A 22,887-nucleotide genomic window follows, 5' to 3' on the forward strand; every position below is an offset into this window, starting at 1 on the left:
TAGTAACTTCATGATTATTTGGATGATACATTATTATTAAGTAAGGAATCACGCATCAAGTGGCTGGTATGCGTCGACTTTTATCTGTTCAAAAGTACTCATTTCCTGATACACACGTACCGCCATGTCAAGAATAGGAAAAAGTGCTACTGCACCTGTTCCTTCACCCAAGCACATATCGCAAGTTATAAACGGGCTAAGGCCGATTTCATCAAGAATCATTTGTGCTGCTGGTTCCTTTGAAACATGAGATGGTAATAAATAATCCTTTACCAATGGATTCATCTTTACCGCCATCAAAGCTGCCACGGCTGATATAAATCCATCAATCACTACTGGTATTCGATATCTAGCTCCGCCAAGAAATACTCCAATAAGTCCTCCGATATCAAAACCACCAATTTTACTAAGGATATCAATCATATCTTCTTTGTTTGGTTGGTGTAATAGGATTGCATCATTGATTACTTTTATCTTCCTTATAAGACCTTCGTTTGATAACCCAGCCCCTCTTCCTGTCACCTCATCAACACTTTTCTCTAATAACACAGAGGCAATGGCACTACTGGTTGTCGTATTACCAATTCCCATTTCACCTGTAGCAATGATTTGGTAACCCTTTTTCTTTAGTTCAAAAACAGTTGATATGCCAGTTAATATTGCCTGAGCAGCTTCTTCTTTTGTCATTGCTGGTTCTTTGGCAAAGTTTTTGGTACCATAAGCAATTTTTTTATTCGTTAAATTTGTATCTTTTGCAATACCAATATCAATCGGAAATAACTTTGTGTTAGTATAACCTGCCATAATGCTAACAGAAGTTTTATTCTTAAGAAAATTTTCTGCAACAATTGCAGTCACTTCTTGCCCTGTTTGCGTAATTTTTTCTTCCACCACCCCATTATCCGCACACATAATCACAAGGGCTTTTTTATCAATCTCCACCTCATGCTTTTCTATCATACCTGCGATTTTAATAATCGCATATTCCAGTTTGCCTAAGCTTTTTAAAGGCTTTGCAATGCTGTCAAAGCGATTCTCACACATTTGCATTGCCTTTTGATTCGCGGGTTTTATCTCATTTATTACTTGCTCTATGGTCATGGTATCCTCTGCTTTCTATTGTAAACATGTATCTTTATTTATTCTCTTATCTATTTGCACCTGCTTAAAAAGCGATAGATAAATTCTTGATTGGAATAATAATAAAGGTGGGGAAAGCCTATATTTTGATTTGCTGTAGCGTGAATGCAGCTCCATGAAGTATTTCTTAACGGCTTCTTTGCTATAAAGTCACTCCCACAGTTGTCACTGTCAAAATAGTGAAACTCATGTCCCTTTATTATTTCCTCCTTATCTAGTAACGTATCAAGCTTACTCGTTTTTAACTCAATATATCCAAACCGTCCAAGACGCTTCGTTTTGTAAACATTTCCTTTGATTGCTCCTACCATATTATAGGTCACATTTGCATTATCCTCCATCGTATCATGCAAATACATAAAACCACCACACTCAGCTAATACAGGTCGGTTTGCTTTTATATAATCTCTTATCTCACTAAGCATTGAGGTATTTTCACTTAACTTCTTTGCATAAAGCTCTGGATAACCACCTAAAAGAATCAATCCTTGTATGTTATCTGGTAGCTTTTTATCATAAAGAGGTGAAAAAAACGTAAGTTTTGCTCCCATTTTTTCCATTAGCTCCAAATTATCTTCATAATAAAAACAAAAAGCTTCGTCTCTTGCCACTGCAATCAAGGGTGAAGAAGAAAGCGTTTGGTATTCATATATCGTCTCGTCAATATCTTTAGCTGATTGTGCAATTTTTATAATTTTATCTATGTCGAGCGTTTTTTCAAACAACTTAGCTAAAGCATCCATTTTTTCTTCTATTTTTTGTACTTCCTCTGGCATAACAAGTCCAAGATGCCTGCTTTCTAGTTTAAGTTCTTCTACTTTTGGCACATATCCTAATACCTCAATGGAAAGCTCCTTTTCAATCACTTTTTTTAGTTCTGGATAAAACATCTCCGATACCTGATTTAATATAACTCCTTTGATATTTGAGCCACTTCTAAATTCAATAAAGCCTTTGATAACTGGAACAACCGAAAGGCTCATTCCCTTTGCATTTACGACAAGAATAACTGGCACATCTAATGTCTTAGCTAACTCATAAGAACTTCCTTGCTCAGATATTCCACCTACTCCATCATAATACCCCATAACCCCTTCTATTAGAGCAATGTCACTGCCTTTAGCCGCATTGGTGAATAGATACTTGGTCGTCAATGGATCTGTAAAAAATGTATCCAGATTGCGTGAAGGAATCTGTAATATTTTCTTATGAAACATTGGGTCAATGTAGTCAGGTCCGCATTTGAAGGCAGTTACCTTTTTCTCCCTTACTTTTAATGCACGAAGTAAGCCGCAAGTAAGCAACGTTTTACCGCTGCCACTTGACACTGCTGCTATCATAATTCTTGGAATGTTTAATTTATTTTCTATCTTCATGCACTTCACCTATCTATTTTAACCGATTACTATAATGGTTACTGGGTTTTGACCTAACATCATATGATAATTTCCTGCTGTTTTTGCTCTCGCACTTTGTAGCTGTATCATCTCATAATTTGTGATTCCAACATCCTTAATTACAGAAATCGCTTCTGCAATGGTTTCAATCGTAATTGCATTGATTACAATTTTTATTGTATCATTCTTCTTTAACAATATTTGAATAATTTCTTTTAATGCCCCACTACTCCCACCGATAAAAGCATGTGTTGGTCTTGGTAACTCATTAAGTATGTCAGGAGCTGTTCCCTCTACTATTTCCATATTGGAAACTTGAAATTTTCTTTTATTCTCCTTCATCAATAAAATGCCTTCTGGGTTCTTCTCAATTGCGTAAACATATCCTTTATAAGCTCTCTTTGCAGCCTGAATCGAGACTGAACCCGTTCCTGCACCAATATCATAAAGAATAGAATCGGTTTGTAATTCTAGCTTAGCAATGGATACGGTTCGAATTTCTTCTTTTGTCATTGGCACATTCCCACGAATAAATGTCTCATCCTTAATTCGATCTCTATCTTCCTTTGCGTTTATATTCTCAATATACATGACGCAAAGGGATACATAATCTTTTGTCAATAATTGTTCTGGGCTTCCAAATGTAATTTTTTCTGTCTCATAACCTAAGTTTTCTCCAATCCATATGGAAAGTTCATGAAACCCACATTCCAACAATTCATGCAAAATGGTTGAAGCATTGTTCTTACCACCTAATAAAGAAAATACTTTTGAATTTCTACGAACATACTCAACCGTATTCACCTTTTGTCCGTGATTACTAATGGTAGATACATCCTCCCATGACTTTCCGATTCGCGCGCAAAAATACGCCAAGGAGGATAGCCCTGCAACATAGGTAACTTGATCTTCTTTAAAGTATTCTTGAAACTCTTTTGCTGTACTGTAGAACCCAACATCTCCTGAAACCAATACAGTAATATTTTGGTACTTGTCATGCTCTTTTAAAAATTGATGGATATCTCTCTTTTTATAAAGCTGCATCATTGGTTTGTGATATTGATTTACTGCTCCTAGCATCCTCTTTGCACCAAAAATAATATCTGCTTGTTCAATGGCTTCTATCGCTTCTAAGGTCATGTGTTTCTTGGTTCCTATACCAATTCCAACTACATGAATCTTTCTTTTATCCTTTTCTATCTGAAATTTCTTATTTAAAAGATTTATTACTTCTATATAAGAATACCCACTTTCTTCTTTTGGCCTTCCTATCACGATTGGTGTCATAGAAAGCCTAAGTGCGGCATTAATTTTTTCTAAGAAGCCTCCATTTTTTCCTGCTTCCTTTGTAACCAAATACTTGGCATTGCTTTCCTGAAACATTAAGAAATTTAATTCTTCACTAAAAGGCCCTTGCATGCAAACTAAATTTTTTCCCTCAAAGCCAAGCTCCATAACTTGATTCATTGCTTCTTTGCTTGATAGCACACGGGCGTAAACTCTTTCTTTATAATTTGTAAGCTTGGTGTATTCCTCTAGTTCCTTGCTGCCTGTCGTTACAAAAATATTACCTGTCGTTGTTTCCAAATAGTTACAAGCTTCTTTCACTGAATTTACATATACCATATCTGGCTTTTGCTCATAACCAACTGATTCCTCTCTTACTAAGCGAAGATAGGAAAGATTAAGTGCTTCACACACTTCCTTTACATAGCTAGATACGACCGTTGCATAGGGATGTGTTGCATCAACAACAAATTCTGGATTCTTATCAAAAAAAAGCAGGTTCATTTCTTCTTTTGTCAATCGTTTCGCAGATACCTCTACGTACTGCGACCTTTCAATCAAACTTTCACCGTATTCAGTGGCTGTGCAAACTAAAGTGGCTATTTTTTTTCTTCCCAAGTATTTAGCAAGTTCTCTTCCTTCTGTTGTCCCTGCAAAAATAATTACCTTACACATTTTTATATCCTCTTGGTGTTACCATTTTACCATTCATTTCTTTTGTCTGTGAATTGCCGATAAAAATGGTAGTAAACATGTCAACCTCACACTCTTTTAATTCTTCCAAGGTTAGAATGGTAGATTCTTCCCCGGCTCTACCAATATTTTTAACATAACCACACACCGTATCTTTAGACGCATAGCGTAATATAATGTCACACGCCTTTTTTAGATAATCATGCCTTTTCTTACTTGATGGGTTATACAAACATATTACAAAGTCTGCCATAGCCGCACATTCAAGCCTTTTTTCTATCTTTTCCATTGGAGTTAGTAAATCACTTAGGCTAATGACAGCAAAATCATGAATCAAAGGTGCACCCAGTACACTCGCTCCTGAAATAGCCGCGGTTACTCCACTTACCACCACGACCTCCACTTGCTGATACTTTTGTCCAATTTCTAATATCAAGCCAGACATACCATATACTCCAGCATCTCCACTGCATATCATAGCCGTTGTATTACCCTGTAACGCTTTTTCAAATGCAAGTTCGCATCGCTCTACTTCTTTAGTCATAGGCGTTGTTAGAAACTCCTTTTCTGGAAAATGATCTCTTACAAGATCTACATATACCGTATAGCCAATGATAACATCACAATTCTTTAATACGTTGTAAGCCTCCATTGTCATCTGTTCATATTCGCCTGGTCCAATTCCTACTACATATAGTTTACTCAAATCGAATTCCCCCCATTTCTTTTTCTCTTGCAAATGCGAGGGTCATTCCCTCATGCGCTTGTTTATCTAACAACAAAATACCACTTTTGCAGCTTTTGATCGCTGCTCGTTCGCATACATTCCCAACACCTGTAATTTGTTTCACAAATGCCGATTCCTGAAACTCTCCTTCCACCTCTAATAGTTCCTTTGCAGAATAAGTGACAAATGGTATCTTATATTTATTCACAAATGCCAAAATACAGTCTTCTTTTGCCTTTAAATCTATACTTGCAACACACTTTATAGCAGAAAGGCAAATGCTTTGCTTTTCTAAAGTACGTAACAAAAAAGACTCCAACCTCTTAGGTGAAGTATCTTTTTTACAACCAATCCCAATGATAACCGTTTTGGGTACAAGATTTAAAGTACTGCGAAATGGTTTCTCATTTTCATTTAGTGAAATGCAAATTCCCTCTTCTATTACATCCTCTTTTTTCTCTTGCACCAAAACTAATTCGTCTGGTATTTTTCCTTCTATTGGAAGATTTGACAAAAGTCCAATCTTTTTTCCTTCTAAAATAGAGGCTGAAATCTCCTTTGCCCTTTTCCAGTCTGTTATATGTAAATTCTGTTTTTTAGCAAACACATCAACTGCAAATTTCTCATTGATATCTGTAGCAGTAGTGATAACAGGAGTTGCGCACAGTAATTCACTTAATGTCAAAGCAAGTTCATTTCCACCACCAACATGTCCTGATAGTAATGAAATTACAAAATTCGCTTTTTCATCAATTACTAAAACCAAAGGATCTTTCGTCTTATCTTTTACAAATGGTGCAATTGTTCTTACTGCAATGCCCGTGGCTCCAATAAAAAGAATTCCATCTACGCTTGAAAACATAGTTTCACACCATTCCTGTAGACTTTGTGTTACTACGGTAAGCTCTTCTTTTTGCATTGTCTTACCTTTATAATAACAGGTGCAATGATGGATATTAGCAAGCAACTTTTTTATTTTACAATTTAGAAGACTACCTGCACTGGTAAAAGAAATAATCGCTAATTTCATACTTACACGTTTCCTCTTGCTTTACGAAACTGGGTTTCAAAATCTGGATGATACAAATCAGACCTTCTATAGTCACAGTTTAGTACATCTCCCACAATAATGAGCGCTGTTTGTTTGATGTCATTTTCTCTTGCTGTTTGCTCTAGCGTTTTTACTGTACATACAAATTTTTTTTCATCTGGCCAGGTCGCTTTGTAAACAATAGCGGCTGGTGTATCCTCTTTATAGCCTCCCAAAAGTAAACGATTGGTTAACTCTTTTAACATACCAGTACTAAGGAAAATAACCATAGTCGCCTGATGAGCTGCTAACTTTTCGATGCTTTCCTTCTCTGGCACAGGCGTTCTTCCTGCCATTCTAGTTAAAATTACAGTTTGCGATACATCTGGTAATGTATATTCCAAATTCAAAGCAGATGCCGCTCCACAAAAAGAGCTTACACCTGGGCAATACTGATATGAGATGAATAGTCTATCCAGTTCATCCATCTGTTCACGAATCGCACCATATATGGAGGGATCACCTGTATGAAGTCTGACTGTTGTTTGATTCTTTTTTTCTGTTTCCTTTATTACGTCAATCACCTGTTCTAAGGTCATCGTTGCACTATCATATGTTACACAGTCATCCTTTTTATAGTTTAATAACTCCTTATTTACCAATGATCCTGCATAAATGATGACATCTGCATTTTTAAGTAAATTCAAACCACGAACCGTTATTAAATCAACTGCACCGCTTCCTGCTCCAACAAAATGTACCATACTTCACCTCCTGCTTCTTTTATAGAAAAGGATAAAAAGCTTACAATCACTTTTCGTCCTATCTGTCTTTTGCTATGATTAATGAATAATATCCTGCATTTTCATCTATATTTTCGGCTCCATAATATACCTTTTCTTGTTCCATGCCGCAATTTTCTATCATTACAACGTTATAATCATGCTCTTTTAATTCTTTCTTTACATTTGCCATTTTCTTACCTGATTTCATTAAAACTTTTGTGCCTGAAAGTTTAAGTGCCTCTTCTATATCATAAGAGGCTGGTAATATATGAAGCGGCTCTGATTTTTCTACAAGACTATCATTTACCAGGGCTGCCGCCGCACAAAAAGAGGGAATACCACTAATTATTTTAGCAGTATAACCTTTTGCAAGAATTCTCTTATGTACATAAATGTATGTTGAATATATGCAAGGATCCCCCAACGTTAAAAATGCCACTTGCATATTGTCATTTAAATACTCCATAATACATTTTGCAGCTTCATCGTGCGCTTTTTCTAAAACAGTTTTATCCTTTGTCATTGGCATTGATATGGCTACAAGCTTTTTATCCTGCAAATCTAGTGCACCAGTTGCTATTTTGTAAGCAACACTGTTTTCTACCACATCTCCTGGTACCAGTATGATATCGCTGTTTTTTATTACATTTACTGCTTTTAAAGTCAAAAGCTCTGGATCACCTGGTCCTACTCCAACTCCATATAAAATTCCTGCCATGTTTCTTCCTTTCACTCTAAAACATCCATGTAAGACAATAATTTGTTTGCATTGTCTGTCTGTGCCAACAATCCAAATTCATTCGAGAATAGAACAACTCCTATCTCCAGATTCTCATACGAGCGTTTCGTCATATAATATTTTGTTTTATTTGCAATCTCTTGCATGGATGCATGCTTTATGTCTTCCTCTACTAATACTTGTATGGCTTCATCTGTGGTAATGCAATCCAATATACGCTTTGCTGCATCTATCGATGCACCTGACTTGATTGCTGCTGCCGCCATAATCTCCATTCTTGCATCTGCATTCTTGGAATGTGTATTCATAATTCCACCAGCGACCTTGATTAGTTTACCTATGTGACCAATAAATAAAAGACTCTCTAAACCTATCTCTACTGCATAGTCAATGGTTTCCCCGATAAAATTACTACATTTGACTCCCTTGCTAATATCAATGCGAAATTCCTTACTCGTAAAGTTCTCACCATAGTTACCTAAGGTCACTAGCATATGACGATGCCCATTCGCTTTTCTCATTCTCATCTCAATTTTGATGCTTTCGATTAACGCTACTTCGCTCATTGGCTCTACAATACCACTCGTACCAAGTATGGAAATCCCACCTTCAATTCCAAGCCTTGGGTTAAAAGTACGCTTTGCTATTTCTATTCCTTTTGGAATGCTAATCTCAACTCTTATTCCTTTTACATACTCAAATTCATTGCATACCTCATACACTTCGTCGTGAATCATTTGTCTTGGAACAGAATTAATTGCCGCGTGGTTAATTGGCTGTTCTAAACCAGGCTTTGTAACTCTTCCCACTCCAATTCCCCCATCAATTATAATTTGAGGCGTATCAATTTTACATACTTTTGCATATACCAAGATACCATTGGTCACATCGGGATCATCACCACTATCTTTTTGAATTGCACAACTTACATAATTATCTTTTATTTGAATGTCATGTACATCTAAGTCAAGTCTTATTCCTTTGGGAGTCATAATAGATATTGTTGTAATTTCACATTTTCGAAAAAGCATGATAGCAGCTGCTTTTGAAGCAGCTGCTGCACAAGAACCAGTCGTATAACCATATCTTAACTTTTTATTATTTTTAAAGGTATAAATATTTTCCATACAATCACTTTCTTGCTTTAATCAATGGCACTATTGTCTTGCATATTTTTAGGACCAAATCCAAGAGGTAGTATTTCTTCCAAAGTAAATTCTTTGTATTCTTCTTCTGATTTTGCCAGAATGACTTTAAATGACTTAGGGTCACAAAATTCCATCATAACTTGTCTGCAAACACCACATGGTGAGCAAAAATCAACAGGCTCTTCTTTTTTTCCACCCACGATTGCAATTGCTTCAAAAGAGGTAATTCCCTCGCTTACCGCTTTAAAAAAAGCGGTTCTTTCTGCACAATTCGTTGGCGTATAGGAGGCACTTTCAATATTACAGCCTTGATAAATTTGTCCATTTGATGCAAGCAAAGCAGCTCCTACACTAAAGTTAGAGTAAGGGGAATACGATTTTTCTCTTGCCAAAAACGCTTCCTTAATCAGTTCTTTTGGATTCATTCAAATCTCCTTATAGTCTCTTACTAATGTTAATAATTGACTCAGTTACTAGCTTTTTAAATAAAGGTGCTACCTTATCCGCTACTTCTTGTACCTCTTTGTGATTGAGAGGATTATCTGTCATTCCACATGCTAAATTGGAAATACAAGAAATTCCACAAATCTTCATTCTCATATGATTTGCTGCAACTGCCTCACAAGCTGTGCTCATTCCAACTGCGTCTCCTCCAAGAATTCTACACATTCTTACCTCTGCTGGTGATTCATAAGCAGGACCAGTAAGTTGAACGTAAACGCCCTCTTGTAATTTGATATCTAGCTCTTTTGCTGTTTCTTTAATAATCGCTCTTAGTTCTTTATCATATACATCACTCATATCTGGAAAACGAGTTCCAAGCTCGTCCATATTTTCACCTATTAATGGGGAAGGAACAAAATTGGAAATATGATCCGAAATAAGCATAAAATCTCCAGCATGGAAGTCATAATTTACGCCACCTGCTGCGTTTGTTAAAAATAACACCTCTGCTCCCATTAATTTCATAAGTCTTACTGGAAGAACAACATCTGATATTGGATATCCTTCATAATAATGCACTCTTCCTTGCATAATTACAACTGGAACCTCTCCTACATATCCAAAAATAAACCTACCCTTATGTCCTGGAACTGTCGATACAGGAAAGCCCTCTATTTCATGATAATCAAGTGTTGCCTCCACTTTAATTGTTTCTGCATAATCACCTAATCCTGATCCAAGGATAAGGGCTACCTTTGGTTTAAAATCAATTTTTTCTTTTATACTTTCAAAACATTTTTGTAACTTTATAAATTGCTCGTTCATCATATACCTCCATAAAATAAGATTGCCACAAAGTGACAATCTTATTATAGCACATAGGATTTTACTTTTCTATTACGCAAAACTAATTTTTCCTTTTTCGATATTATTTATCACATAATATGTACGGTATTTCTGGTTTTATGTATTCTTTGATACTCCTTATCCTTTTATTGTTCCATCATATGATAATACAAACAAGTCCTCCATTACTGTCATTCACAATTTTTTGCATCGTTTCTTGTAATTTAATTTGGCTGTCGTCAGACATTTGAGCAATTTTAGAATGAATACCATCCTCAACTAACTGCTCTACTGATTTACCAAAAATATTTGCCTTCCAGATTCCTTCGCCACTGTTACTTGAGCTCTTAAGAAACTTAATCAAATCATCGGCTTGCTCTTCGCTTCCAACAATCGGTGCGATTTCTGTCTCTATGTTTGCACGAATCATATGTATGGAAGGACTTTCTGCTTTGATCTTTACTCCATATTTATTTCCATGCTTAATCAATACTGGCTCTTCCAATATAATTTCTCTTTGCTCTGGTGTTACCACACCATATCCTTTTTGACGAACGGATTCAATTGCGCCTAATACTTTTACGTATTCCTTCTTCATTTTAGCCAGCTCTTTTAGCATGGCAATCATTTGATATTCGCCCTCTATTTGAGTACCTGTCATTTCACTAATGATTTCATAGTAAAATTTATCAAATATTTCAATCATTACTTTAATAACGCCTGTAGCCATAGAAATTGCATCTATTTTTAACCTTTTTATGTACTCACTATCCATATGCAAACTTTCACTATTTGCGTCTTTAATCATCTTAATGGATTGAATCATTTCTTTTATTTTTGTGACTAAGTCTGATTTTATTTTATGATCCATTGGAAGCATTTCAACCCACTTAGGGATGTAGAATTCAATCTCTGATATTGGAAATTCATAGAGAATGTTTTCCAATATTTTATTTATATCTTCTTTTCTTAGTTGCTCACAATTCACTGGAATAGCTGTTACCTTGTATTTTTCACTAATGCTTCTTGCCAAACTAAGTGCTTCTTCACTATATGGTCTCTGGCTATTTACTAATACCAAAAATGGTTTTCCTAATTTTTTTAGTTCCATTATCGTTTTTTCTTCTGGTTTCGTATAGTTTTCTCTTGGAATCTCACTAAAAGATCCATCACAGGTTATAACAATACCAATTGTGGAGTGGTCATTAATAACCTTTTTTGTACCCAATTCTGCTGCTTGTGTAAATGGAATCTCATAATCAAACCAAGGGGTTTTTACCATGCGTTCTTCGTTATCTTCAATATGACCAGTGGCTCCATCTACCATATAACCTACACAATCAATTAACCTTACATCCACTCCAACATCCTCTGCTAGCTGAACATGTGCCGCTTCTTTTGGAATGAACTTTGGTTCTGTTGTCATAATTGTTTTTCCAGCTGCAGATTGTGGTAATTCATCCTGTGTCCGTTGTCTGCTATGTTCATTTTCAATACTTGGAAGAACCATCAAATCCATAAACCTTTTTATAAATGTTGATTTTCCTGTTCTAACAGGTCCTACCACTCCTATGTATATTTCTCCTCCTGTCCGCATTTGTATATCTTTGTATAGATTGAACTCTTTATTTAGTTCCATGTATCAAAATACCCCCTTGCAATAATCTAACGTAATGTGCTGATATAGTATATGCATTGCCGTTAGGGGATTATGCTTAGGGGCAGTATATTTTTTCTATTATTCTGCAGCTTTGAAATTATAAATTGGTTTTATAATCTTAATTATTTTTGCAGTATCTTTTATGTTTTCAACTATGTCTTTTATATCTTTGTAGGCCATAGGGCATTCATCTAAGGTTTCTGCATTTACAGATGTAGTATAAATATCTTTCATTTGCTTTTTAAATTCAGATACGGTAAACGAATTCCTAGCTTCTTTACGAGACATTAAGCGACCCGCGCCATGCGGGGCAGATTGGTTCCAATCAATATTTCCTTTGCCAATACATATTAAAGAACCATCTCGCATGTTAATCGGAATTAAAAGTTTTTCACCTTCCCTGGCTGATACCGCACCTTTTCGTAAGATGTTTTGTTTCGTGTCAATATAATTATGAATGGTAGTAAACTCTTCTTCTACTTTAAGCTTTAAGCCTTTAATTATTTCATCCATCATTGCCCTTCGATTTAGGGTTGCAAATTCTTGTACTATTTTCATATCATGGACATAGTCCTCCATGAGCTTACCTTTTGCATAGGCTAACGCTTTTGGTATCCTTTGTCTCTCACTATCATCCAATTGTCTATATGCTTCCTCCTGATAAAAACCAGCGACTTCAAGTCCCAGGTGTCGACTACCAGAATGTACTACAACATAATGCTTATTTTCAGCATCTTTGGCTACTTCTATGAAATGATTTCCTCCTCCTAACGTTCCAATGCTTTTAGCCGCCCGTAACACATTAATTTTTCCCTCCTTTAAGCATCGAAGTTTGGTAAGGTCAATCTCTTCACTATATCTATGCTCTTCTTCTCGAATTCGAAACCCTGCGGGAATTTTTTCATGTATCACCTTATCTACTTTTTCTAGTTCTAAATGTTTATTTTTAATTTGAATTGTATGCATTCCGCATCCTATATCAACGCCAACTAAATTTGGAACAATTTTATCTTTCAACGTCATTGTAGTTCCTATGGTGCAACCAGCTCCAGCATGAACATCTGGCATAATTCTTATCTGCAAATCTTTTGTAAATTCTTGGTCGCATAAAAGTTTTATTTGTTCCTTAGCCGCATCTTCTATCGTTGAAGCAAATACCTTTGCAACATTCATTTTTCCTTCTATTACTAACATTTAATATATTTCCTCTTTTCTAATCTTTTCTAATTTTCGTTTCTTTTGATTGATATGTTTTTCTTTCACTCTAGGAATATATTTATCACACTTTTGGCAATATCCTTTGTGACTTGCTTCTCTATGCTTTTTACATACTCCTAATGAAACATAATAAAGGCAAACCGTTTCTCTATCTTTTGCCATATTTAACCCTCCTCTTTGCATGGTACATCCTTTGTAACGAAGTGCTTTGACCTTTCCGATACAATAAAAAGAGCTGACAGACATACGAATTATTCGTAAGCTTCTATCAGCTCTTCTCTATATGTTTTATATATGCTGACAGTTGATAATCTTAACTGCAACCATATATATAATTGTACCTATCTTTTATTCTACTAAAAAATAAGGATAGAAATTATTATCCTGAATAAAATAACAGCTACATTTATGATTGTGTAAAGATCTACCATTCTTATATTCTTTTTTGTTAAGACTTTGTTTATTCAATGATTTCATTATAATTTCCTCCTTTCAAAATTTTCCAAATTTGTTACCTTCTAACAGTAACACACTCTTACCTTTACTTCAAGTATTAATTTTCTTAGACTTCTTCTAACATACCTGTTTCAATATCTATTACAAATCCCCTAATTGTAACATCTTTAGGAATGAGTGGATGCTTTTTTAACAAGTTTATGGACTCTTCAACTGATTGGTAGACAGACTCAAATCCTCCAAGCCATCGCTTAAAATCAATTCCTCCAAACTGAATCATATCAATATTTTCTTGAGATATATTTCTTTTTTTCATCTTGGATAACAAGCAATCAACATCAATGTAGCCAACTCCACAATCTGTATGGCCTATCACCATAATCTCTTCTACACCCAATTCAAGGATTGCAATCAATAAACTTCGAACCACACTTCCATATGGATGAGATATGACTCCACCTGCATTTTTAATAATCTTACAATCTCCGTTTTTCATTCCAAGTGCAGCTGGAAGAAGTTGTGTCAGTCTCGTATCCATACACGATACAATGGCTAGTTTTTTATTGGGATATTTACTTCCTGTTTTAAATTCTGTATATTTTTTTTGATTTACAAACTCTTTATTATATTTTAAAATATCATTAATCACGTTTTTCCTCCGTTATAATTCCTTGAGTTTCAATATGATTATAACGAAAAATAAATGCGATAGCAAGATTGTAAGAAAAATTATGTACTATGTTAAGCCTTATTGCATATAATATAGGGTAGTGTTTTTTCATTGTAAAATTATGTGCCTCATGGTATAATTTAAATAGGTAAAAGGTTGCGGTAGTCATTACACCTAGCGCCTGTTACTTTTTAAGCGATAGAAGGTTTCATTGGCTTCTATCCATTTCATTAGCGACCGTTGACTTTGCGAGAGAGACGGTCGTTAATCTTTTTTTCAATTTGTTTATCCACTTTATCCCATAGAAAACAAATTAGTTTTGATATCAGTGCACCTATAATTAATTCATATATTTTATTCATGTATCATGCCCCCTTTTCCATATAAAACAACAACGTTTTCTATATGTATGTCAAGGCTTGACACGTTAGGTGCCCTTCCGCTTCCTTTTACCTTAATTTAATCATACCAAATTATACAAACAAGAACAAGTTTTTTTGTATAAAACATAGTATCTTTTTCTGTTATAATCTGATTATTTATGACAACTCGATTATCTTTTATGAATATTGTACTTTTATTACCACTTTCTTTGTTTTATTTCACTATTTCCACAAACTTTTTCTTTCCTATCCGTATGACATCGCCGCACACAAGTACAACATCTAAATCTGTAATTTTTTCATTATTTATACTGATACCACCTTGTTTGACTAACCGCTTAAATTCACTGTTACTTGATACCAAATTATCTCTTACCAAAAGACCTATGATATCAGACAGCAAATCTTTCTCTAAATCTATGACAAGCTTTGGTATGTTATCAGGCGTTGATTTTTTTACAAATGCTTGTTGAAAGTATTCATAAGCTTTTTGTGTCTGCGCTTCATTATGGTATAAACCAGTTATAATCAAGGCTAATTGAATTTTAAGGTCCATTGGATTGATTCCTTCGTCTAGTTGTTTCTTTATTTTTTCTATATACGATGGATGTTCATCTGTCACTAATTCGTAATACTTTACAATCAAGGCGTCTGGTATTTCCATTACTTTTTTAAACATTACATTTGCTGGTTCATTAATTCCAATATAATTACCCAGACTTTTACTCATTTTTTCTTTACCATCTATTCCTTCTAATATTGGCATGAACATGGCAATTTGAGGAGATTTTCCTTTTATCTTTTGCAATGTGCGTCCCATCAATATATTAAAGGTTTGGTCTGTACCCCCAAGTTCTATGTCTGCTTTTACAGCAATTGAGTCATATGCTTGCATCAGTGGGTAGAAAAATTCATGTAGACCAATTGGAATATTTTGCTTATACCTTGTATTAAAATCATCTCGTTCCATGATTCTTGCTACTGTGACTGTGGAAGCTATCTCAATGATTTCTTCGAAATTTAATTTGGCTAACCATTCACTGTTAAATGTAACTTTCGTTCTTTCTTTGAGAAGAACTTTAAATATTTGTTCACAATATGTGATTGCATTTTCATTTACTTGCTGTTTGGTTAATGCTGTTCTTCCTTTTGTCTTACCAGTCGGATCACCTATTCTACCGGTAAAATCTCCGATGATAATTACAGCTTGATGACCTAAGTCCTGCATTTGCCTGATTTTTCTTAATACAACTGTATGGCCCAAATGAATATCTGGTGCACTTGGGTCCAAACCTAGTTTAATGATAAGTGGTCTGTTTTGTTCTCTTGACAAACAAAGCTTCTTTCTTAATTCCTCTTCATTTACGAGAGTTTCTACTCCTTTTGTAATGATTTTTAATTGTTCTTCTACTGATTTCATTTTCATCTCTCCTTATTTTTCATAAGCGTTAAGATTTAGAAAAAGCAGGAATTTTTTATTTATAGATTCTATAAATAAAAAAACTCCCGTCCTTATCCAAAGGACGAGAGTCTAATCTCGTGTTACCACCTTAAGTTCATAAACAGCTCACACTGCTTACCTTTTCAAGTACTCCATTATTAACTATGGGTTATACTCTAGCACTATAACGTGTGCGGGAATCCGTCAACAGCCTACTAAACTTACGTCTTTCGGTGTGAAGCTCAAAGATGTATTCATAGTAATCTGCTATGCACCTCTCATCAACCGGTAACTTTCTGTATGGCATCTTTACTACTACTTCTTCTTATCACAGCTTTTCTTATCTTGTTGTTAGTATTTCATACTAACCTCGCTTAATAAAGGATTATATTCGTTTTCTTTTTATTTGTCAAGTTAGCTTTTTATTTCTTTTATTTCTATCTTAAAATTACACATGCCAAGATGTTATGTCCTTTATTACTTCACCTGCACAAATTAATCCTACAACAGATGGAACAAAAGCATTACTTCCTGGGATTGCTCTTCTGTCCGTACACTTTCTCTCTGCACCTGGTGGACAAATGCAATTGCTTTTACAGCTTAATGCCATATCATCTAAAGGTTTTAATGGTTCTTCTTTCGAATATACCACCTTAAGCTTCTTTACATTTCTCTTTTTAAGTTCACGACGCATTACCTTGGCCAATGGACACACGGATGTCTTAAAGATGTCTGTCACTTCAAATCTGGTCGGGTCCATCTTATTACCTGCTCCCATGGCACTGATAATTGGTACGTTATATTTTTTTGCTTGCATTACTAATTCTAGTTTTGCTGTCACGGTATCTACCGCATCTACAATATAGTCATATTGATCAAATGCAAATTGTTCAACATTTTCAGGCAAAAAAAAGCATTGATGTTTGTGAACTACTGCTTTTGGATTTATTTCAAGGATTCTTTCTTCCATCACATCAACTTTATATTTTCCAACCGTTTTTCTGGTTGCGATTAATTGCCTGTTAATATTGGTCAAACAAACCTTATCATCATCTATTATATCTATAGTTCCTACTCCACTTCTTGCCAAGGCCTCTACTGTATAACCACCAACGCCACCGATACCAAATACGGCTACTCTGGCATTTTGAAGCTTCTCCATTGCTTCTTTTCCAAATAAAAGTTCTGTTCTTGAAAATTGATTCAACATATTATTTTCCTTTTCTAACTAAATTGATATATTTCATGCATTAGTATAAAACATGTTATTTTACACGTCAATGTCTAAGTCTAACTTGGCTTCTTGTGATTTGGACATTCTTTACAAATAAGCTTCCAACTAATGATTCGTTTTATTTTTTTTTGAATTTTAGGTTTATCTTCGTAAGCTTGTTCGCTTATACTTTTACATTCCTCCTCTGTAATTTCTTGATTTATAATAATACATCTTGCCATTTTAATCACCTTTCTTTATAAAACATTCGATTCATGATAATTCTACTATCCATTCCAATACCTACAATTATAAAGTGCCAGCTTTGCTGGCACTTTATAATTGGTAATCCTGCTAATTCTTATTGTATGTAATTAAACTATTCTTATTAAAACCTGATTCTTAGTAGTATCTTCTGATGCTTAATATTGTTCGATATGTAACATTACCATATTTGATACCAGTTGCAGGTGTACTTGCGTGCACAATTTGTCCATTTCCAATGTATATCGCAACATGTCCAGCATAGCAAACAATATCGCCCGCCTGAATATCAGAAAACGATACAGAGCTTCCACCAGACGCTTGTTCCCCAGATGTTCTTGGTATTGAAATACCAAAATTGGCATAAACAGACTGTGTAAAACCAGAACAATCGGCTCCTTCTGTTAGTGATGTTCCACCTAACACATAAGGATTGCCCACAAATTTACATGCATAAGCGGCAATTGATGCCCCCGTTCCACTTCCTGATGAAGAAGGCGGTGTTGCAGGCTCATTCGATCCGCTATTTGTCTGCGTATCTTTCGAACTTGCATTTGCAGATTTTGTACTATTCTTTTTGTTTCGTTCCTCTGCAGCCTTTTTAGCTGCTTCTTCTGCTGCTTTCTTTTCTTCGGCAGCAAGCTTCTTGATTTGTTCTGCTTGTTTATTAATTGTTTCCTGATAAGATTTTGCCTGAGACTTTGCTTTTGTTAACTCTGATTCAAAGTCTGCCACCTGCGCTTTCATACTAGAAATCGTTGCCTCCAGATTTGCCTGCTGTTCCTTATAATCTGCCTCAAGTGCAACCATTTCCTCTTTTTGATGTTCTAATTCTACCTGCAAGTCTGCTACTTGTTGCTTTGTCTCTTGAAAATCTGTTAGCAATTGTCTGTCATACTTATAAATCTCGTTTACATATTCTGCCTTATTTAATAAGTCAGATAAACTATTCGCATCCAATAATGCTTCAATATACATGGTATTACCATTTTCATACATATACTTGATACGTTTTTTCATAGCTTCGTATTGCTCTTCTTCTTTTGCTTTTGCTTCATCATAGTCTTCCTGAGCCTGGGCAATTTCAATTTCTTTGTTTGCCATATCATCTTCAAGCACTTGAATTACAACTAAAATGTCCACTAACTGATTATTCTTTTCAGAAATCTGTGCGGACATATTCTCTTTCTTCTTTTCTAAGCTATCGATATTATTCTTAATAGAATTTAATTTTTTTTCGGTTTGTTCCTTCTGTTTTTTTATTTCTGAAGAAGAAGTCGCATTGACTGTATCTGTAAATAGTATTGCTACACAACACATCATAATTACTGTACTTATAAGTTTTTTCATCTGTTTACCTCAGTTATCCCTCAATCTTAAATTAAAATTTGACATATATGTTTATTATACATGGACAAAACAATTTATTCAACAAGAACTGATTTTTTAACGAATAAAATTAGTCCTTTGTCTTACCTCTGCTTCTGGTAGTGTGATTCCTGCTTTTTTTCCAGCTTCAATTGATTTTAGAAGCCATGCCATATTGTCACCTAACGCCCTCATTGTCTGTAGGCCTTCTAAATCCCTCCTCACTTCGTCTGGGGTATTCCCATGTACCATATTCCAGTAATGAGACGAAACTACAGGCATTTTTGAGATTGTAAAGTATTTATTTAATTCATCAAGGCTTGCGGTTGTACCTGCGCGTCTTGCTGATACCACTGCAGCACCTGGCTTAAATGCAAAGCATGTTCTACCTGCATAAAACATACGATCTAACAATGCAATTAATGCGCCATTTGCAGATGCATAATAGACTGGTGAGCCAATTACCAATCCATCTGCTTCCTCCATTTTAGAAATTGCTTCATTTACTTTGTCATCTTCAAATATGCAACGGCTGTGATTAGAGGAGCACTTTCCACATGCAATACAACCTCTGATTGGCTTGTTTCCTATTTGAAAAATCTCTGTATCGATGTTATTTTTATTTAGTTGACAGGCAACCTCTTCCAGTGCAGTATAAGTACACCCTGCTTTTCTAGCACTCCCGTTAATTAATAAGACCTTCATACTTACTCCTCCTTATCTATTTTTAGATATGAATTGATTCTAGATACGAATCCATTTTATATTTCTTTACATTTATTTTTGAAAATAATTATTGTTTCCATTGTATTAAATCTATGATACAATTATGAATGGTTAAAGCAAAATTAGGAGGTTCTTATGGACGAAATATACAATATGATAGAAGAATTAATACGTGCATCCGGCTATCCTTTGGAGGTTAGTGGTTTTGATATTTATAATGAAATCTGTGATGAAGTGGATGGTAAAGAAAATGGAAGTTATATCTTTATGTCAAAGCATGATAATAATGACATTTTTGAATATACGCTAACGATATACGACGATAATTTTAACCTTGGTTCTTTATCAATAAGAACGTTAGAGGGGAAAACTTACTTTATTAACTTCGACTAAGATATTGCATCATATATGTATTACCCGTAATAAGGATAGAATGAAATGAAATCAATCTATCCTTATTATAATGTAAAAATATCCATCCATATCTCATTCTTATCTCATGCTTTAATCTGCAATTTGGTTTAAGATTCGATATAGCGTATCATATAATACCTTCGCATCTTCTTTTGGTAACTTCATACACGCCCCAATTTTGTTCGGTATATCACTTGCCTTTTCCTTTAACTCTTCACCCTTTTTTGTAATCGTTACGATTAGGTTACGTTCATCTTCTACTGATCTTTCTCGCTTAATATATCCTTGTTTTTCAAGTTTTTTTAACAATGGAGTAAGGGTACCCGAATCCAAATATAGACATTTTCCAAGCGTTTTTACATTTAAGGATTTTTTATCCCACAGAACCATCATAGTAATATATTGTGTATACGTAAGATCAATTTCATCTAAATACGGTTTATACTGCTTTACCACTTCCTTTGCACAAGCATATAGCGGAAAGCATAATTGATTCTCCAGTCTTAGCATATCTTCCTTCATAATTTATCTCCTTGTTATTAAATGTTATTTACATTTTATCACACAATTATATTGCAATCAATTCATTTAATAAATTTTATTAAATAGCAAAGGGCTACTGCTTTTTTATCCTTTCATCCATTGCATTTAAAATGAATAAAAACTTGATAAATCTACCTTATTCATTTTATCTAATATACTTTCATCATTTGTACTTTCTTGAATCTTATTTCTAATATTAAGCATGCGAATATCGGTTGCAGCAATATCATCTGCACATTCTTTTAATTCTTTGCTTATTATTTCTTCATCATTTATCACATGCTTATATCTTAATTGATGCTCTAAGCTTGCCCAAAAATCCATGGCAATTGTTCGAATTTGAACTTCTACCTTCATCATTTTTTTCTGATCAGAAAAAAATACTGGTATTTCAATTATCAAGTGTAAGCTTCGATATCCATTTGGCTTTGGCTCATTGATATAATCTTTTTGCTTAACTAATGTAATGTCATCTTGCCTAACTAGCATGGAAGCTATTTCATATATATCATCAATAAAAGAGCAAATCACTCTCACTCCTGCTACATCAGATAAAGTATCTTCAATTTCACTAATACGAATACTTTTTCCTTTTGTTTGGAGCTTTTTTGCTATACTTGCAGGTTTTTTGATACGTGAGCTAATAAACTCAATCGGATTTCTTTTATATCGAACAGATAACTCTGCATTGAGAACCTCTAATTTCGTTTTTACTTCTTTAATTGCACAATCATACATCATCATAAGTTCTTGAAATTGAAGGGTATGATTAATAAGTATCTCAGAGTTTTTAATTAATTCATCGGTATTTACCACACTAAGTTCAGTACCTATTGTATTTTCTTCTAATTCTTCCATAAAATTATCTCCTCTACCCAATGACTCAATTCGAAATTTTAAATTGTACTAATATATAATAAATTCATATTTACGGGTTTCATCGTTATGTTTTTAAGCGCGAATTACTTAATCTTTTGACCTTGGTATCATATCATAAAATTGTGAACATTATAAGAATTAATCATGATATTTATCAAATTTTAAGGATTCTTAAGATTTTTCTACATTTTCAGTTGCAAAAATTTTATCCTATCACTATACTAGAAACAGATAATAATAAACACAAGCTACAAAAAAGTGGCAGACGGAGGAAAATATGTCAGGTTCAGTATATGGTAATTTATTTAGAATTTCTACCTGGGGCGAATCTCATGGGAAAGGAATCGGTGTTGTTGTAGATGGATGCCCTGCAGGGCTTGATTTGTGTGAAGAAGATATTCAGTCCTTTTTAAATAGAAGAAAACCTGGTCAATCCAAATACTCTACTCCACGTAAAGAGGAGGATGAAGTGGAAATACTTTCTGGTGTGTTTGAAGGTAAAACAACTGGTACTCCTATTTCATTGATTGTATTTAATAAAACACAGCGTTCGAGTGATTATAGTGAAATCGCAAATTATTATCGTCCTGGACATGCGGACTTAACCTATGACGTTAAATATGGTTTTCGAGACTACAGAGGCGGAGGACGTTCTTCTGGCAGAGAAACCATTGCGCGAGTTGCCGCAGGGGCGATTGCTTCAAAAGTCTTATCCCAACTAGGTGTTAGTGTATATGCTTATACAAAATCAATTGGTGAATATGAAATCACTTCCTTTGATAAGGAAGAAATCATGAATAATGCTCTTTATATGCCAGATGCGACAACTGCTGCAAAAGCATCTTCCTATCTTGAAGAATGTATGTTAAATCACAATTCTGCTGGTGGAAAAATCGAATGTATTGTCACAAACCTTCCAGTTGGAATCGGTGAGCCAGCTTTTGAAAAGCTAGATGCCAATCTTGCAAAAGCAGTTACTTCCATTGGTGCTGTCAAGGCCTTCGAAGTAGGGGATGGAACGAGTGTATCGATGGCAACTGGGCTAACGAATAACGATCAGTATTCCTATGATAACTTAGGTTCTATTAAGAAACTTACAAATCATTCTGGTGGAATACTTGGTGGAATTAGTGATGGAAGTGATATTCTAATTCGCGCTTCCATTAAGCCAACCCCATCTATATTTGCCACACAGTCAACCATTAATAAAGCTGGTGAAAATATTGATGTTAATATAAAGGGTAGACACGATCCAGTTATTGTTCCTCGAGCTGTTGTTGTGGTTGAATCAATGGTTGCAATCACGATTCTTGACATGATGTTTGTAAGCATGACTTCTAATATGGATAAGCTTAAACGTTTTTTTATATCATAATCAAAAAGCTCCCTTATCCTCATCAACGAGGTAGGGAGTTT

Annotated in this window: 24 protein-coding genes and 1 other annotated feature; of the genes, 2 read left to right on the forward strand and 22 right to left on the reverse strand. The window is 34.7% G+C overall.

The window, feature by feature from the left end; translation table 11 throughout:
• Positions 1–48 precede the first annotated feature (48 nt).
• From cobT to F7O84_RS05880, 20 genes are all read right to left on the reverse strand, one after another.
• Positions 49–1,101: a nicotinate-nucleotide--dimethylbenzimidazole phosphoribosyltransferase gene (cobT, locus tag F7O84_RS05795; RefSeq protein WP_151142901.1), complete on the reverse strand. Its 1,053-nt coding sequence runs from the start codon at positions 1,099–1,101 to the stop codon at positions 49–51.
• A gap of 50 nt (positions 1,102–1,151) precedes the next feature.
• Positions 1,152–2,516, reverse strand: coding sequence for a cobyrinic acid a,c-diamide synthase CobB (locus F7O84_RS05800; protein ID WP_151142903.1), 1,365 nt, complete (start codon positions 2,514–2,516; stop codon positions 1,152–1,154).
• Positions 2,517–2,534: 18 nt separating this feature from the next.
• Complete coding sequence (gene cobK / locus F7O84_RS05805; RefSeq protein ID WP_151142905.1) at positions 2,535–4,499, reverse strand: precorrin-6A reductase; 1,965 nt, start codon at positions 4,497–4,499, stop codon at positions 2,535–2,537.
• Positions 4,492–5,223 carry a precorrin-3B C(17)-methyltransferase gene (cobJ, locus tag F7O84_RS05810; RefSeq protein ID WP_151142907.1) on the reverse strand — a complete coding sequence of 244 codons (732 nt, stop codon included), beginning with the start codon at positions 5,221–5,223 and terminating at the stop codon, positions 4,492–4,494. The genes cobK and cobJ overlap by 8 nt, the downstream gene beginning before the upstream one ends.
• The gene (locus F7O84_RS05815) at positions 5,216–6,274 is read right to left on the reverse strand and encodes a cobalt-precorrin 5A hydrolase (protein WP_151142910.1); all 1,059 of its coding nucleotides are present in this window, start codon (positions 6,272–6,274) and stop codon (positions 5,216–5,218) included. The genes cobJ and F7O84_RS05815 overlap by 8 nt, the downstream gene beginning before the upstream one ends.
• Before the next feature lie 2 nt (positions 6,275–6,276).
• Positions 6,277–7,038 carry a precorrin-4 C(11)-methyltransferase gene (gene cobM / locus F7O84_RS05820; protein WP_151142912.1) on the reverse strand — a complete coding sequence of 254 codons (762 nt, stop codon included), beginning with the start codon at positions 7,036–7,038 and terminating at the stop codon, positions 6,277–6,279.
• 58 nt (positions 7,039–7,096) lie between these two features.
• A complete protein-coding gene (gene cobI / locus F7O84_RS05825; RefSeq protein ID WP_151142915.1) occupies positions 7,097–7,777 on the reverse strand; it encodes a precorrin-2 C(20)-methyltransferase in 681 nt (226 codons plus the stop codon).
• 11 nt (positions 7,778–7,788) lie between these two features.
• Positions 7,789–8,925 carry a cobalt-precorrin-5B (C(1))-methyltransferase CbiD gene (gene cbiD, locus F7O84_RS05830; protein WP_151142917.1) on the reverse strand — a complete coding sequence of 379 codons (1,137 nt, stop codon included), beginning with the start codon at positions 8,923–8,925 and terminating at the stop codon, positions 7,789–7,791.
• 17 nt (positions 8,926–8,942) lie between these two features.
• Positions 8,943–9,371, reverse strand: coding sequence for a cytidine deaminase (cdd, locus tag F7O84_RS05835; RefSeq protein ID WP_151142919.1), 429 nt, complete (start codon positions 9,369–9,371; stop codon positions 8,943–8,945).
• Positions 9,372–9,381: 10 nt separating this feature from the next.
• The gene (locus F7O84_RS05840) at positions 9,382–10,215 is read right to left on the reverse strand and encodes a purine-nucleoside phosphorylase (protein ID WP_151142921.1); all 834 of its coding nucleotides are present in this window, start codon (positions 10,213–10,215) and stop codon (positions 9,382–9,384) included.
• Positions 10,216–10,393: 178 nt separating this feature from the next.
• Positions 10,394–11,875, reverse strand: a complete 1,482-nt coding sequence (spoIVA, locus tag F7O84_RS05845; protein WP_151142923.1) for a stage IV sporulation protein A — start codon at positions 11,873–11,875, stop codon at positions 10,394–10,396.
• A gap of 99 nt (positions 11,876–11,974) precedes the next feature.
• Complete coding sequence (locus tag F7O84_RS05850; RefSeq protein ID WP_151142925.1) at positions 11,975–13,090, reverse strand: RtcB family protein; 1,116 nt, start codon at positions 13,088–13,090, stop codon at positions 11,975–11,977.
• On the reverse strand, positions 13,091–13,276 hold the full coding sequence (locus F7O84_RS05855; protein WP_151142928.1) for a hypothetical protein: 186 nt from the start codon (positions 13,274–13,276) through the stop codon (positions 13,091–13,093).
• 400 nt (positions 13,277–13,676) lie between these two features.
• On the reverse strand, positions 13,677–14,219 hold the full coding sequence (locus tag F7O84_RS05860) for a beta-class carbonic anhydrase (RefSeq protein ID WP_151142930.1): 543 nt from the start codon (positions 14,217–14,219) through the stop codon (positions 13,677–13,679).
• Positions 14,220–14,470: 251 nt separating this feature from the next.
• Positions 14,471–14,602, reverse strand: a complete 132-nt coding sequence (locus F7O84_RS19330; protein ID WP_279237982.1) for a hypothetical protein — start codon at positions 14,600–14,602, stop codon at positions 14,471–14,473.
• A 235-nt stretch (positions 14,603–14,837) separates the two neighbouring features.
• Positions 14,838–16,043 (reverse strand): tyrosine--tRNA ligase, encoded by a 1,206-nt coding sequence (tyrS, locus tag F7O84_RS05865; protein ID WP_151142932.1) that lies wholly within the window; start codon positions 16,041–16,043, stop codon positions 14,838–14,840.
• 96 nt (positions 16,044–16,139) lie between these two features.
• Positions 16,140–16,405 (reverse strand) — a binding site (T-box leader).
• 107 nt (positions 16,406–16,512) lie between these two features.
• The gene (locus F7O84_RS05870; protein ID WP_151142934.1) at positions 16,513–17,274 is read right to left on the reverse strand and encodes a tRNA threonylcarbamoyladenosine dehydratase; all 762 of its coding nucleotides are present in this window, start codon (positions 17,272–17,274) and stop codon (positions 16,513–16,515) included.
• 80 nt (positions 17,275–17,354) lie between these two features.
• On the reverse strand, positions 17,355–17,519 hold the full coding sequence (locus F7O84_RS18940) for a hypothetical protein (protein ID WP_192451671.1): 165 nt from the start codon (positions 17,517–17,519) through the stop codon (positions 17,355–17,357).
• A gap of 160 nt (positions 17,520–17,679) precedes the next feature.
• Positions 17,680–18,891: a C40 family peptidase gene (locus F7O84_RS05875; RefSeq protein WP_151142937.1), complete on the reverse strand. Its 1,212-nt coding sequence runs from the start codon at positions 18,889–18,891 to the stop codon at positions 17,680–17,682.
• Positions 18,892–18,987: 96 nt separating this feature from the next.
• The gene (locus F7O84_RS05880; protein WP_151142939.1) at positions 18,988–19,614 is read right to left on the reverse strand and encodes a flavodoxin family protein; all 627 of its coding nucleotides are present in this window, start codon (positions 19,612–19,614) and stop codon (positions 18,988–18,990) included.
• Positions 19,615–19,770: 156 nt separating this feature from the next.
• Between F7O84_RS05880 and F7O84_RS05885 the strand changes: the two genes are divergently transcribed.
• On the forward strand, positions 19,771–20,028 hold the full coding sequence (locus F7O84_RS05885; protein ID WP_151142941.1) for a hypothetical protein: 258 nt from the start codon (positions 19,771–19,773) through the stop codon (positions 20,026–20,028).
• Positions 20,029–20,139: 111 nt separating this feature from the next.
• On the opposite strand, the gene F7O84_RS05890 is transcribed toward F7O84_RS05885, so the two are convergent.
• On the reverse strand, positions 20,140–20,571 hold the full coding sequence (locus F7O84_RS05890) for a MarR family winged helix-turn-helix transcriptional regulator (protein ID WP_151142944.1): 432 nt from the start codon (positions 20,569–20,571) through the stop codon (positions 20,140–20,142).
• Between the two features lie 126 nt (positions 20,572–20,697).
• Positions 20,698–21,450 (reverse strand): GTP pyrophosphokinase, encoded by a 753-nt coding sequence (locus F7O84_RS05895; protein ID WP_151142946.1) that lies wholly within the window; start codon positions 21,448–21,450, stop codon positions 20,698–20,700.
• A gap of 298 nt (positions 21,451–21,748) precedes the next feature.
• Here F7O84_RS05895 and aroC point away from each other — a divergent pair, with 298 nt between their 5' ends.
• Positions 21,749–22,846 (forward strand): chorismate synthase, encoded by a 1,098-nt coding sequence (gene aroC, locus F7O84_RS05900; RefSeq protein ID WP_151142948.1) that lies wholly within the window; start codon positions 21,749–21,751, stop codon positions 22,844–22,846.
• Positions 22,847–22,887: the final 41 nt, after the last annotated feature.

It is taken from the genome of Candidatus Galacturonatibacter soehngenii (assembly GCF_008830185.1).
GTDB classification, from domain to species: Bacteria; Bacillota; Clostridia; order Lachnospirales; family Lachnospiraceae; genus Lachnotalea; species Lachnotalea soehngenii.